This window comes from Amycolatopsis sp. WAC 01416 (assembly GCF_003947485.1).
GTDB lineage: Bacteria > Actinomycetota > Actinomycetes > Mycobacteriales > Pseudonocardiaceae > Amycolatopsis.
The window spans coordinates 30,332-43,300 of sequence record NZ_QHHX01000006.1; the positions used below are offsets into that span (position 1 = coordinate 30,332).

The window sequence follows — 12,969 nt, forward strand, 5'->3', positions numbered from 1 at the left end:
TTGTCGGCGACGGAGTTTCAGCGCAGGTCGCTGCCCTTGGTCTCCGGCAGGGTCCGGATGACGAAGAACGCGATCGCCGCTCCGGCGGCCACGTACCAGAAGAACAACGTCGACAACCCGGCGTCGGACAGCGCGGTGAGCACCAGGGGAGCGGTGCCGCCGAACAGCGCGACGGTCAGGTTGTACCAGGCGCCGATGCCCAGCCCGCGTAGTTCGGTGGGGAACAGTTCGCTCATGATCGCGGGCGCGATCGACGTCATCGCCGTGTACAGGCAGAGCCCGACGCAGAATACGACCAGCAGCCCCGGCAGTCCCGGGCGGACCAAAGTGGACAGTGGAACGATGAGGATCGCGGTCGCCGCCGACCAGAAGAGCAGCTGTGGTTTCCGGCCGAAGCGGTCCGACAACGCACCCATCGGATACTGAAGCGCGACGAACAACGCCGTCGCGATCGACAAGGCGAGGAACACGTCGACGTCGTCGGCCTTGCGGGTCTTGACCGCGAACGAGGTCAGGGCGCTGAAGAACGTGTAGTAGCAAAGGGTCGACAGCATCGAGAAACCCACGAGCTGCACGACGGCCCGAGGGTGCTCGCGAAGAGTGGTGCGCAGCGGCCGCTCGACCCGGCGCGCCGTCGACTTCTTCGCCTCGAAGATCTCGGTCTCGACGAGACTGCGCCGGAGCCACAGTCCGATGATCCCGAGAACGCCGCCGAGCAGGAACGGGATCCGCCAGCCATACGCGGTCAGATCCGCCTTGGACATCGTCCGCGCGAGCACGAACCCGAGGATCGAAGCGAGCAAGACGGCGGAACCGGTCGAGATGTAGAAGAAGGCGGAGTACCGCCCGCGGCGGGTGGGCGGCGCGATCTCACCCAGGTACGCCGAAGCGTTGGAGACTTCGCCGCCGAGCGACAATCCCTGTGCCACCCTCGCCAGCAGCAACAGGATCGGAGCCAGCCAGCCGACCTGGTCGAACGTCGGCAGGAGGCCGATCGCCACGGAACCGCCCGCCATCAGCACGATGGTCAGGATCATCGCGGGCTTCCGGCCCCTGACGTCGGCGAAGCGGCCGAGCAGCATCCCGCCGAGCGGCCGGAAGAAGAACGCCAGGGCGTACGTGGCGAAGGTGTTGATCAGCGCGAGGGCTTCGTTGCCCTTGGGGAAGAACTCGCTGGCGAAGTAGATGCTGAAGGTCGCGTAGATGGTCCAGTCGAACCATTCCAGCGCGTTCCCGACACTGGCGGCGAACAGTTTCTTCACCGGCAGCCGATGTTCTAGCCGCTCCGTCGTCGCATCCGCCATCGGCACCTCCGTACTCGCGCGTGGACGGAACCTTGCCAGAAAGTTCCCGCGCGGGAAAGAACCTGTCGAATGCCGGGATCGGGCTCCTCGGTCACGAAGTGCTGGCGAGAGCGAACGGCAGCACCGCACGGGCTCCGGCCTGGCGGAGCAGGCGCGCGGACAACGTCATCGTCCACCCGGTGTCGATCAGGTCGTCGACCAGCAGGATCGGGCCCTCGGCCGCGGCGACCTCGGCGGCGAGCTCGTCGGGAAGACTGAGGCGTTTCCACAGATCGGCCAGCCGTTGGGCGCTGTTCGCCTGCCGCGGGGGCGGCCCCGCCGAGGCGATGGCGCCCAGGTACTCCAGGCGTCCGATCGAGGCCAGCTTCGTCGCCAGGCTGTGCACCAGCTGGGGCCGGGTGACGGAGGGAACCTCCACCACCGCGACCGGACGTTCCGTCCACTGCCAGCCCTTGAGTACCTCGATACCGGCCTGGAACACCGGATCGGGGAGTTCGGCGTCCGCCGCGGCCGGGCCGACGAGTTCGCGCAGCCGTGTGCCCCAGCCGACGTCGGTGACCCGGCCCACGACCTGGCCGGTTTCGGCCTGCTCGCCTGCCGGCAGCCGCCCGGAAAGCGGGACTTCCAGTCCGGCCATCCCGGTCGGCCACATCTTCCGCGGCGCGACCTCGACCCCCGGACGGCGGAGCCGTTGCCGGGTGGCGTCGACGACGTCGTCGGAAATCGTGGTGTCCCAATGCTTTCCGGTGCAGTTGTCGCACCGTCCGCAGGGGGTGGCTTCGGGATCGTCGAGCTGCTTGCGCAGGAACTCCATCCGGCAGCCGGCGGTCTCCAGATACGCCAGCATGGCGTTCTGTTCGTTGGTCCGCGCCGCGCTCACCCGCGCATAGCGTTCCTTGTCGTAGCGCCACTCTTCGCCGGTGCCTTCCCAGCCGCCCTTCACCCGGCGCACGGCGCCGTCGACGTCCAGCACCTTCAGGACCATCTCCAGCCGAGAACGGGAGAGCTCGACGAACGGTTCGAGCGCCGGTGTCGACAGTGGACGGTCCGCGTACGCCAGCGCGTTGAGCACCTGGGTCACCCGCAGTTCGTCCGGGAACGCCAGCGAACCGAAGTACGCCCAGATGTCCTTGTCCTCGTGGCCCGGCAGCAGGATCACCTCGGCGCGATCGACGCCACGACCGGCACGGCCGACCTGCTGGTAATACGCGATGGGGGAGGACGGTGCGCCGAGATGGACGACGAAGCCCAGGTCCGGTTTGTCGAACCCCATGCCCAGCGCCGAAGTGGCCACCAGTGCCTTGACGTTGTTGTTCAGCAGATCGTCCTCGGACGCCTGCCGGTCCGCCGGGTCGGTCTTCCCGGTGTAGGCGGCGACCGGATAGCCGCGCTCGGTCAGCAGGCCGGCCACATCGTGTGCGGCCGCGACGGTGAGCGTGTAGATGATCCCGGATCCCGGCAGTTCCGCCAGGTGTTCGGCAAGCCAGGCGAGCCGGGCCTGCGACGTCGGCAGCTTGGCCACCGACAGATGCAGGCTTTCGCGGTCCAGGCTGCCACGCAGGACGAGGGTGTCGCCCCCGTTGCCGATGCCGAGCTGCTCGGCGACGTCGGTCGCCACGCGGTCGTTCGCGGTCGCGGTGGTGGCGAGTACGGGGACGCCGTCGGGCAGCTCCTTCAGCAGCGTCCGCAGCCGCCGGTAGTCCGGCCGGAAGTCGTGGCCCCAGTCCGAGATGCAGTGCGCCTCGTCGACCACGAGCAGGCCGGCCGTCGCGGTCAGCTTCGGGAGGACGGTGTCGCGGAAGTCCGGGTTGTTGAGCCGTTCCGGGCTGACGAGGAGGACGTCGACCTCGCCCGCCGCGATCGCCGCCTGGACCTGATCCCACTCCTGCGGGTTCGCGGAGTTCATCGTCACCGCGCGGATACCCGCCCGCGCCGCCGCGGAGATCTGGTTGCGCATCAGCGCGAGCAGCGGCGAGATGATCACGGTCGGGCCGTTGCCGCGTTCCCGCAGCAACGCGGTGGCGAGGAAGTACACCGCGGACTTCCCCCAGCCGGTGCGCTGCACGACGAGTGCGCGACGGCTGTGCGCGACCAGCGCTTCGATGGCCGTCCACTGGTCGTCACGCAGGCGGGCGCCGTCGCCCGCCAACGACTGGAGGAGGGTCTCGGCGCGGTCCCGGAGAGTCGATGTGTCCACGTCCCCACCTCTACCCCATGCCACCGACGAAGTCGCGATCGGCATGTCGTGAACGGACCGTTCATCCATGGAACGGACTGTAATGTGACCCAGATCACCACCGGTCGGTGGGTCCGGCGACCCGCGCGTGAAGCCGTGCGCGCTGTATAGGCTCACGACCCATGTCACCACGCAGGATCGGGGTCATGGGCGGCACGTTCGACCCCATTCACCACGGGCACCTCGTCGCGGCCAGCGAAGTCCAGTCCCGGTTCGCGCTCGACGAGGTCATCTTCGTGCCCACCGGTCAGCCGTGGCAGAAGTCCGACAGAGTGGTCACCCGGGCCGAGGACCGCTACCTGATGACCGTGATCGCGACGGCGTCCAACCCCGTGTTCTCGGTCAGCCGCGTCGACATCGACCGCGTCGGGCAGACCTACACCGTCGACACCCTGCGCGACCTGCGCGCGGAGTATCCCGACGACCAGCTGTTCTTCATCACCGGCGCGGACGCGCTCGAACAGATCCTCACCTGGCGCAACGCCGACGAGCTGTTCGACCTGGCGCATTTCATCGGCGTCACCAGGCCCGGCTACCGGCTCAATTCGCAGCATCTGCCGAGCGGGAAGGTGAGCCTCGTCGAGGTGACCGCGATGGCGATCTCGTCGACCGCGTGCCGCGAGCGGGTCGAGGCCGGGGAGCCCGTCTGGTACCTCGTCCCCGACGGTGTGGTGCGCTACATCGCCAAAAAGGACCTCTATCGGAAAGACCGGGGTTCCCCACCGGGTACCCTCGTCGGGCGCACCCGCGAGTAAAACCATCTGTTTGAGGAGAACTGTGACAGCCACGTCCGAGGCACGAGAGCTGGCCGTAGCGGCCGCCCATGCGGCGGCGGACAAGAAGGCGAGCGACGTGGTCGTGCTGGACGTGTCCGACCAGCTGGTGATCACCGACGCCTTCGTCATCGCGTCCGCGCCCAACGAACGCCAGGTCGGCGCCATCGTCGACAACGTCGAGGAGCAGCTGCGGCTCGGCGGGCACAAGCCCGTCCGCCGTGAAGGCGCCCGCGAGGGCCGTTGGGTCCTGCTGGACTACGTCGACGTCGTCATCCACGTCCAGCACCAGGAGGAACGCTCCTTCTACGGTCTCGAGCGGCTCTGGAAGGACTGCCCGCGGATCGAGGTCGCCGGTCTGGCAGTGCCGGATCATCAGGACCCAGCCGAGGAGGACCCCGCCGACGCGCAAGGCGCCCCATGAGCCCGCGGCGGCTGGTGCTCTGGCGCCACGGTGAGACCGATTACAACGCGGCGGGCCGGATGCAGGGGCATCTGGACTCCGCGCTGACCCCGGTCGGCTGGAACCAGGCCAGGTTCGCCGTGCCCGCGCTCGCCCGGTTCTCGCCGGATCTGGTGATCGCCTCGGATCTGCGCCGCGCGACCGACACGGCCACCGTGCTCACGGAGGCCATCGGCGTCCCGCTGCGGATCGACAAGCGTCTTCGGGAAACCCATCTGGGTGAATGGCAGGGCTTCACCGGCCAGCAGGTCGACGAGTCGTACCCGGGTGAACGCGCCCGCTGGCGTGTCGACGCGACGTGGGCCCCGCCCGGCGGCGAGTCGCGGGTGGACGTCGCCGCACGCGCGATGGAGGTCGTCGCGGACCTGGATCGGCCCAATTCCGACGCCGGCGACGCCGTGCTGCTCGCCACGCACGGTGGCCTGATCATCGCGCTGACCGCGAAACTGCTCGGTCTCCCGGTCACGTCCTGGCCGACGCTGGGCGGGATCGCGAACTGTCACTGGGTCGAGTTGACCCGGCGCGACGGCAACTGGCGGCTGGCCGCCTACAACGCGGGCATCACCGGCTGACCCATGGCCCCGCGCCTGCTGGTGTTCGGCGATTCCCTCAGCTTCCACGGCCCGGACGGCCCGCACGCCGCCGACGACGCGCGTCTGTGGCCCAACATCGCCGCCGAAGCGCTCGGTGGCGCCGCGGACCTCGTCGCCGGGTTCGGCTGGAATGCCCGTGACGCCTGGTGGTCGTTGATCGGTGACCCGCGTGTCTGGGCCGATCTCCATCACGTCGACGCCGTCGTGCTGGCCATCGGGAGCATGGACACCCTGCCCTCGCCGCTGCCCACCTACCTTCGCACCGGTCTCCGCTATCTGCGGCCCGACCCGCTGCGACGCGTGGTGCGCAAGGCGTACCTGGCCGCTCAGCCCCGGCTCGCGATCGCCCTCCGAGGCCGTCCGGTGGTCTTGCCGTCGAGGCTCACCGTCCAGTATCTCGACACCGCTGTCGGAGCCTTGCGCGCGCTGCGACCGGAACTGCCGATTTTCGGCATGCTGCCCTCCGTGCATCGATCCGACTCGTACGGCCGCGTCCACACCGCCCGCGCCGGTGCGGCCGCCGCCCTCGCCGACTGGGGCCGTCGCGCGGATGTCCCGCTTCTCGATCTCGAAGCCGTCGTCGGCGAACACGTGCTGAGCGGCCGGGGCAATCCGGACGGCATGCACTGGGGCTGGGAAGGACATGCCGCCGTCGGCACGGAAATGGCCCGCCTGATGGCCCCGGTGCTCCGCCCCGCGGCAACGTAGGCTGGCTGCCGTGTCGGTCGCCGTAGTCACGGATTCCACCGCCCACCTGCCGGAAGGCTTCGCCGAACGGAACGGGATCCGGGTGGTCCCGCTGCATGTCCTCGTGGACGGTGTCGTCTTCCTCGACGGCGTCGAAATGGGGCCCGCGGCCCTGGCCGAGGCGCTCGGCAAACGCAGTCTGGTGACGACGTCCCGGCCGACGCCCGCCGAATTCGTCAAGGAGTTCCGTGCGGCGCTGGCCGAGGGCGCGGATGCCGTCGTGTCGGTTCATCTGTCCCGGGAACTGTCCGGGACCTGGGAGGCGGCGGTGCTCGCCGCCCAGGAGGTCGGGCCGGACAAGGTGCGCGTGGTCGATTCACGCAGCACCGCGATGGGGCTCGGCTTCGCCGCCTTGCGAGCGGCGAGCGCCGCCGCGGCGGGGGCGGAACCGGCCGCAGTGGAGGCTGCGGCGGTCGACGCGGTGAGCCGCTCGGAAACCCTGTTCGCCGTCGAGACCCTCGAATACCTGCGCCGTGGCGGGCGGATCGGCCCGGCCGCCGCCCTGCTCGGCACCGCGCTCGCGGTGAAACCGGTGCTCCACATGTCCGAAGGCAGGATCCAGCCGCTGGAGAAGGTCCGGACGATGAATCGCGCCGTGGCTCGCCTGGTCGAGCTCGCCGTGACGGCGGCCGAAGGCGGACTGGCCGACATCGCCGTCCATCACTTGGCTTCCCCGGAACGCGCCGTCGAATTGGCCAACCGGCTGGAGGAGTCCATCAGCTGCCCGGAGGGGTGCGTGGTTTCGGAGATCGGCGCGGTCATCGGGGCCCACACCGGCCCCGGTGTGCTCGGTGTCGTGATCCAGCGCGCGGGCTAGGGCAGTCCGCCAGGGTCTCATACGGCACCGACGGAAACCGGTGATCAGGCCTCGGCTGGGGCCGAGTTGTCCACAACACCCCACTTGTCCACAGCCCCGGGATTTGCCACTGCCGCCCGCCATCCCCGCTCCGTAGCGTCGTTCACGTGTTCGACCAAACCGCCCGTCCATCGGGTCCCTCCGTCAACGCCAGGCTGGCGTGGCTGACCGCGCAGCTGTCGTCGCCCAGCCAGGGCCCGCCCGTGGGCAGGCTCGCCCGCCGCTGGGTGCCCGCCCGGTTCACGGCGGACGGGATCCCGGTGAACCGGCGGTGGCTCGCCGTGGCGGCCGTGCTGATCGCGGTGGCCGTGATCGTGACCGGCGCGATCGCCTTGTTCGGACACCGGCCAGGGGCGGAGACCGCGCCGCCCCTGCCGTCGGCGAAGGCCGCCGGAGACGCCCCCGCCGCCGCGGCGGCCAAGGCGCCTCTGGTGGTCAGCGTCGTCGGCCGGGTGCTCAAACCCGGCCTGGTCACGATCCCTCCGGGCGCACGGGTCGCCGATGCCCTCACGGCGGCCGGTGGGCCACAGCCCGGAACGGATCTGACCGGGGTGAACCTGGCCAGGCGGCTCACCGATGGCGAGCAGGTGGCCGTCGGCGTCCCCGTTCCGGCCGCGGCCGGAATGGCGGCACCGGTGGGGAAGCTCGACCTGAACACGGCCACGGCCGAGCAACTCGACACCCTGCCCGGGGTCGGCGAGGTGATGGCGAAGCGCATCGTCGACTGGCGGTCCGGGCACGGCGGGTTCACCAGTGTCGAGCAACTCCGTGAAGTAGAAGGGATCGGCGAATCTAAATTCAAGAAGGTCCGGGAATTGGTGTCCGTCGGATGAACCCGTCCGCCGATCCGTCCGAAGTGGACACCGCGTCGTGGCGAGGGCAGGACCTGCGGCTGGTACCGGCCGCGGCGACGGCCTGGCTCGGCACTCTTTCCGGGCTGCTGGGCGGCTGGTGGATCACGATGCTCTGCGGTGCGGCCGCCGTGGTGCTCGCGATCACCGCCGGTGTCCGTGCCCGCCGGACGGCGTCCCGGTGGGTGGTGGGCCTCGGCGCGCTCGCGGTCCTCGGCGCGCTCACCGCCGGTCCGGTGGCGCTGCGGATCCGGGCCGCCGAGCACGACGACCTCCGTGCCGCCGCCGCACGGGGGAGCGAAGTCACCACGAGGGTGGTGGTCACCGAGCGGCCACGTCCGGTCCGCGGTGCTGGATACGCCGATCGCCGGGCAGGCACCCGCCTGGTGGTCATCGCCGCGACGGTGGACACCGTGGTGACGGGTGAGCGGGTGGTGGATTCGGCCGGCCGGATCCTCCTGCTCGCTCCCGCCGAGGGGTGGACGGACCTGCTGCCCGGGCAGCAGGTCACCGCCTCCGGGCGGCTCGCACCGGCGAAGGGGGCCGAGCTCACGGTCGCGGTCCTCTCGGTGCGAGGTCCGCCGTCGGCCCTCGGACCGGCGCCCTGGTGGCAGCGAGCCGCGGAATCGCTGCGCACCGGGCTCCGGGAGTTGTGCGCCGTCCTCCCCGAGGAGCAGGCCGGTCTGGTGCCAGGACTGGTCGTGGGGGACACGAGCACGCTGTCCCCGAGGGTCGAACGCGAGTTCACGGACTCCGGCATGTCCCACCTGATGGCCGTGAGCGGTGGGAACGTGGCGATCGTCTGTGGCTCGATTCTTCTCCTGCTGAGGGTGCTCCGGGTCGGGCCGCGGACGTCCGCCGCCGCGGCCGCCGCGGGGCTCGCCGGGTTCGTGGTCCTCGCCGGGCCCGCACCCAGCGTGCTCCGCGCCGGAGTGATGGGGGCGGTCGGGCTGCTGGCGCTGGCCTTGGGGCGCCGGGGTTCGGCGCTGCCCGCGCTGGCGTTCGCGGTCGCCGGGCTCGTCGTGGCCGATCCGGCCATGGCCGCGGACTTCGGGTTCGCGCTTTCGGTGCTGGCCACGGCCGGGCTCGTCCTGCTGGCACCGCGGTGGGCCGAGTGGCTGGTCGGACGCGGAGTTCCGGCAGGCTACGCCGAGGGGCTGACCATCCCGCTGGCCGCGTTCGTGGTGACGACGCCGGTCATCGCGGGCATGGCGGGATCGGTCAGTCTCGTCTCGGTGGTGACCAACGTGCTCGCCGCGCCGGTGGTCGCCCCGGCCACCGTGTTCGGCGTGCTCGCCACCGTCGTCGGACCGTGGTGGCCGTCGGCGGGCAGGCTGCTGGTCCGCCTGACCGAACCCGAGGCGAGCTGGCTCATCACCGTGGCCCGCCACGGCGCCCGGGCGCCGGGTGCGGTCGTGGACTGGCCGGATGGCTGGTGGGGTGGGCTGCTGGCGGCCGGCCTGCTCGTCGTGGTGCTCGTCGTCGTCCGGCTGCGCCACGCCAGGATCTTGCTGGCGGTCGCGCTGGCCGCCGGTCTGCTCGTCTTCGTACCGATGCGGGTGCTGGCACCGGCCTGGCCACCGGCGTCGTGGAGTGCCATCGCCTGCGACGTCGGACAGGGGGATGCCGTAGCCCTCGCCACGGGCGAGCCGGGCAGAGCGGTCCTGGTCGACACCGGGCCGGAACCGGGACCGGTCGACGAATGCCTGCGCAGGCTCGGCGTGGATCGTGTTCCGTTGATCGTGTTGAGTCATCTGCACGCCGACCACATCGGCGGCCTCGAATCCGTCTTCGAGGGCCGGTCGGTCGGTGCGGTCGCCGTCGGCCCGGGCCGGGCTCCCGCCTGGGCGTGGCAACAGGTCGCGGACGAGACCGCACGCCGCGGGATTCCCTTGCTGGAGCTGGGAATCGGGCAGCGGCTGGACTGGCCGGGGCTGTCGCTCGACGTACTGGGGCCGCGGTATGTCACCCGGCGTTCGGTCCTCGAACAGGACGGCACGGTGATCAACAACGGCTCGGTCGTCCTGCGCGCCGGTACCCCGGCGGGCAGGCTACTGCTGACGGGCGACGTCGAGCTCGCCGCGCAGGCCGACCTGATGGCCGAGGGTACCGATCTGCAAGCCGAGATCCTGAAAGTCCCGCATCACGGAAGCCGTTACACGGCACCGGATTTCCTCAACGCCGTCGCACCGAGGGTGGCGTTGGTGAGTGTCGGGGCCGGAAACACCTACGGCCATCCGAACAAGTCCACTTTGGACAATCTGGCCACGGTCGGCGCGTCGATCGCCAGAACGGACACTGACGGCGACACCGCGGTCGTCGCCGACGCGCGGGGACTTGCCTTGCTGCGCCGGGGTGAGCCCCGCGGCCCGCCTCGTTCTTGAGGCGGGCCGGGCGGGAACTCAGTGCCTGTCGGTGAATCCGCGCCGCGATCGACGTCGACAGGACGCGATCTGGTTGAACACGTCCTTATGGGCGGTCAGGGCGTCCTGCCACCGCGATAGCGGGCCTTCGGCCAGGGCGGGTTCACGCGTTATGTCCTGTTAGCGAACCCGTCCTCAGCTCCGCCAACAGGTCTCAGATGCCGAGTGCTTCGCGGACCGCGTCGGCTGAGGCGCTGACGGTGGCCTTCGGGCCGATCTTGCCCTCGACGGCATCGAGGGTCTTCAGGCCGTCACCGGTGATCAGCAGGACGATCTCCTCGTCCGGGTTGAGCTTGCCGGTCTCGATGAGCTTCTTGGCCGTCGCGACGGTGACCCCACCGGCGGTCTCGGTGAAGACGCCCTCGGTGCGGGCGAGCAGCCGGATGCCCTCGACGACCTCTTCGTCGGTGACGTCTTCGATCGCGCCGCCGGTGCGGTTGACCACGTCGAGGACGTAGGGGCCGTCGGCCGGGTTGCCGATCGCGAGCGACCGGGCGATCGTGTCCGGCTTGACCGGCTGGACGACGTCGTGGCCCGCACGGAAGGCCGCCGAGACGGGGGAGCAGCCGGTGGCCTGCGCGCCGAACACCTTGTACGGCGTCTCGTCGACGAGACCGAGCTGCCCGAACTCGCGGAAACCCTTGTCCACCTTGGTGAGCTGGGAACCGGAGGCGATCGGGACCACGATCTGGGAGGGGAGCCGCCAGCCGAGCTGTTCGGCGACCTCGAAGGCCAGCGTCTTGGAGCCTTCGGAGTAGTAGGGCCGGACGTTCACGTTGACGAACGCCCAGCTCTCCTGCTCGGCGGCGAGCTGGGTGGCGAGCCGGTTCACGTCGTCGTAGTTGCCGTCGACCGCGATCAGGTCGCCGTCGTACACGGCGGTGGTGAGGATCTTCGCGCGCTCGAGGGTCTTCGGGATCAGCACGACCGACCGCCAGCCGGCGCGGGCCGCCGCGGCGGCGACGGCGTTGGCCAGGTTGCCGGTCGACGGACAGGCGAGCACGTCGAAGCCGAATTCGCGGGCGGCGGCCAGCGCGACGGCGACCACACGGTCCTTGAACGAGTGCGTGGGGTTGCCGGTGTCGTCCTTGACCCAGACCTTCTTGACGCCCAAGGCTTTCGCGAGCCTGTCGGCCTGGATGAGCCGGGTGGCGCCGGGTTCGGTGTTGGGGATTTCTTCGACGTTCGACGGAACGGGAAGGAGTTTCTTGTAGCGCCAGATGTTCTTCGGTCCGGCTTCGATGTCCTCGCGGCGCACGCGGCCGAAGTCGTAGGCGACTTCGAGCGGCGAGAAGTCCTCGGCGGAAACGAATTCGGGGGCGAGCGGCTGCCGGTGTCCCTCTTCCTTCGACACCAGTTCGACGGCCGGTCCGAGATCCGGGGTCTTGGTGGTGGAGGTCGTGCCGAGGGTTGCGGTCATCGCGAGGTCCTTTCCTCATCTGCCCCGCCGTGGCGGGCCGGAATTGGCACCGTGTTCGTCAGCTATCCCGCGATCGCGGAATGACAGGCTGACGCCGGTTGCCGGGGCTTCGTCGGGCCGTTCCCTCTGCCCCTCTGGATGAGCGGTATTCGATTGTCGGCACGCGTGTCATCGCGTCGCCTCGCCAACACCGTACGACATGAGCCTCAGGTGGGGCCACCGTGCCCGGAACACATCACCGGACAAAGCACACGAGAGGACGAGTGGCAGGATCGTCACCGTGACGACGCAAGCTTCCGCCCCATCGCCGCTGGTCCTGGTTCTCGGTGAGGAAGAGCTGCTGATCGAACGCGCGGTCCGCGGCGCTTCGGACGCGGCCAAAGCCGCCGATCCGACGGCGGATCTCACCCGGATCCGGGTGTCGGACCTCACAGTCCCGGCGCTCGCGGAGATGGTCAGCCCCTCGCTGTTCGCGGAAGGCAGGGTGATCGTCCTCGAATCGGCGCAGGACATTTCGCAGGAGCTCGCCGACGGGGTGATGGCCTACGTCAAGGCGCCCGCCGACGGCATCGTGCTCGTCGTCGTGCACAGCGGAGGCGGTCGGAGCAAGGCCGCGAAGGCGCTCCCCGCCGCCTTGAAGAAGGCAGGGGCGGAGGTCGTCGAATGCCCGAAACTGACCAAGGCCGCTGAGCGGGAATCCTTTGTCCGCAACGAGGTCCGCCGGGTCGGCGGGAAGATCGACGGTGCGGCCGTGCTCGCGCTGATCGACGCGGTCGGCTCGGATCTGCGTGAGTTGTCGTCGGCCGCGACCCAGCTCGTCGCGGACGCGGGCGGAACGGTCGACGAGCAGGCGGTCCGCCGCTACCACCGGGGCCGCGCGGACGTGAACGGATTCGCCGTCGCCGAAAAGGCCGTCGCCGGTGACAAGGCCGCGGCGCTCGAATCGCTGCGCTGGGCGATGCAACTGGGCGTGCCGCACGTGCTGGTCGCCGACGCTCTCGCCGACGCGGTCCGGACGATCGCGCGGGTGTCCGGCGCCGGTCGCGGGAACCCGAACCAGATGGCCGGCGAGCTGGGGATGCCGCCGTGGAAGGTGCGCAAGGCGCAGGGGCAGGCCCGAGGCTGGGGTCAGGACGGTCTGGCCACCGCGATGCGGGTGGTCGCCCGGCTCAACGCCGAGGTCAAGGGGGTCGCGGCCAACCCGGAGTACGCGTTGGAACGCGCCGTGCTTGAGGTCGTCGACGCCCACGGTACAAGCCGCTGAACATGGCGAAGGGCCCCGGCGACGTGAGTCGCCGGGGCC

11 protein-coding genes and 1 riboswitch are annotated in these 12,969 nt (G+C 70.2%); of the genes, 8 read left to right on the forward strand and 3 right to left on the reverse strand.

The window, feature by feature from the left end:
• Window positions 1-17: 17 nt before the first annotated feature.
• Together DL990_RS20865 and DL990_RS20870 are read right to left on the reverse strand one after the other, a co-directional pair.
• Window positions 18-1,304: an MFS transporter gene (locus DL990_RS20865; RefSeq protein ID WP_125785923.1), complete on the reverse strand. Its 1,287-nt coding sequence runs from the start codon at window positions 1,302-1,304 to the stop codon at window positions 18-20.
• Between the two features lie 91 nt (window positions 1,305-1,395).
• Complete coding sequence (locus DL990_RS20870; protein ID WP_125799660.1) at window positions 1,396-3,501, reverse strand: ATP-dependent DNA helicase RecQ; 2,106 nt, start codon at window positions 3,499-3,501, stop codon at window positions 1,396-1,398.
• A gap of 161 nt (window positions 3,502-3,662) precedes the next feature.
• On the opposite strand from DL990_RS20870, the gene nadD reads away from it, so the two are divergent.
• The 7 genes from nadD (at window position 3,663) to DL990_RS20905 (ending at window position 10,207) form a co-directional block, all read left to right on the forward strand.
• The gene (gene nadD / locus DL990_RS20875; protein WP_125785921.1) at window positions 3,663-4,295 is read left to right on the forward strand and encodes a nicotinate-nucleotide adenylyltransferase; all 633 of its coding nucleotides are present in this window, start codon (window positions 3,663-3,665) and stop codon (window positions 4,293-4,295) included.
• A gap of 22 nt (window positions 4,296-4,317) precedes the next feature.
• Window positions 4,318-4,737 carry a ribosome silencing factor gene (gene rsfS / locus DL990_RS20880; protein WP_125785920.1) on the forward strand — a complete coding sequence of 140 codons (420 nt, stop codon included), beginning with the start codon at window positions 4,318-4,320 and terminating at the stop codon, window positions 4,735-4,737.
• Window positions 4,734-5,348, forward strand: a complete 615-nt coding sequence (locus tag DL990_RS20885) for a histidine phosphatase family protein (protein ID WP_125785919.1) — start codon at window positions 4,734-4,736, stop codon at window positions 5,346-5,348. The genes rsfS and DL990_RS20885 overlap by 4 nt, the downstream gene beginning before the upstream one ends.
• 3 nt (window positions 5,349-5,351) lie before the next feature.
• Window positions 5,352-6,077, forward strand: a complete 726-nt coding sequence (octT, locus tag DL990_RS20890; RefSeq protein WP_125785918.1) for a diglucosylglycerate octanoyltransferase — start codon at window positions 5,352-5,354, stop codon at window positions 6,075-6,077.
• Between the two features lie 10 nt (window positions 6,078-6,087).
• Window positions 6,088-6,933, forward strand: a complete 846-nt coding sequence (locus tag DL990_RS20895; protein ID WP_125799661.1) for a DegV family protein — start codon at window positions 6,088-6,090, stop codon at window positions 6,931-6,933.
• A gap of 146 nt (window positions 6,934-7,079) precedes the next feature.
• Window positions 7,080-7,805, forward strand: coding sequence for a ComEA family DNA-binding protein (locus tag DL990_RS20900; RefSeq protein WP_125799662.1), 726 nt, complete (start codon window positions 7,080-7,082; stop codon window positions 7,803-7,805).
• Window positions 7,802-10,207, forward strand: coding sequence for a ComEC/Rec2 family competence protein (locus tag DL990_RS20905; protein WP_125799663.1), 2,406 nt, complete (start codon window positions 7,802-7,804; stop codon window positions 10,205-10,207). The genes DL990_RS20900 and DL990_RS20905 overlap by 4 nt, the downstream gene beginning before the upstream one ends.
• Window positions 10,208-10,400: 193 nt before the next feature.
• Here the strand turns inward: DL990_RS20905 and thrC are convergent, their stop codons facing one another.
• Window positions 10,401-11,666, reverse strand: coding sequence for a threonine synthase (gene thrC / locus DL990_RS20910; protein WP_125785914.1), 1,266 nt, complete (start codon window positions 11,664-11,666; stop codon window positions 10,401-10,403).
• A 12-nt stretch (window positions 11,667-11,678) separates the two neighbouring features.
• A riboswitch (SAM riboswitch) is annotated at window positions 11,679-11,811 on the reverse strand.
• Between the two features lie 135 nt (window positions 11,812-11,946).
• Here thrC and holA point away from each other — a divergent pair.
• The gene (gene holA, locus DL990_RS20915; protein ID WP_125785913.1) at window positions 11,947-12,930 is read left to right on the forward strand and encodes a DNA polymerase III subunit delta; all 984 of its coding nucleotides are present in this window, start codon (window positions 11,947-11,949) and stop codon (window positions 12,928-12,930) included.
• Window positions 12,931-12,969 lie beyond the last annotated feature (39 nt).

Bases quoted from the DNA above. Each gene is read 5' to 3' on its own strand.
- DL990_RS20885 (WP_125785919.1), top strand. From the start codon at position 4,734: ATGAGCCCGCGGCGGCTGGTGCTCTGGCGCCACGGTGAGACCGATTAC.
- octT (WP_125785918.1), top strand. From the start codon at position 5,352: ATGGCCCCGCGCCTGCTGGTGTTCGGCGATTCCCTCAGCTTCCACGGC.
- DL990_RS20865 (WP_125785923.1), bottom strand. From the start codon at position 1,304: ATGGCGGATGCGACGACGGAGCGGCTAGAACATCGGCTGCCGGTGAAG.
- nadD (WP_125785921.1), top strand. From the start codon at position 3,663: ATGTCACCACGCAGGATCGGGGTCATGGGCGGCACGTTCGACCCCATT.
- thrC (WP_125785914.1), bottom strand. From the start codon at position 11,666: ATGACCGCAACCCTCGGCACGACCTCCACCACCAAGACCCCGGATCTC.
- DL990_RS20905 (WP_125799663.1), top strand. From the start codon at position 7,802: ATGAACCCGTCCGCCGATCCGTCCGAAGTGGACACCGCGTCGTGGCGA.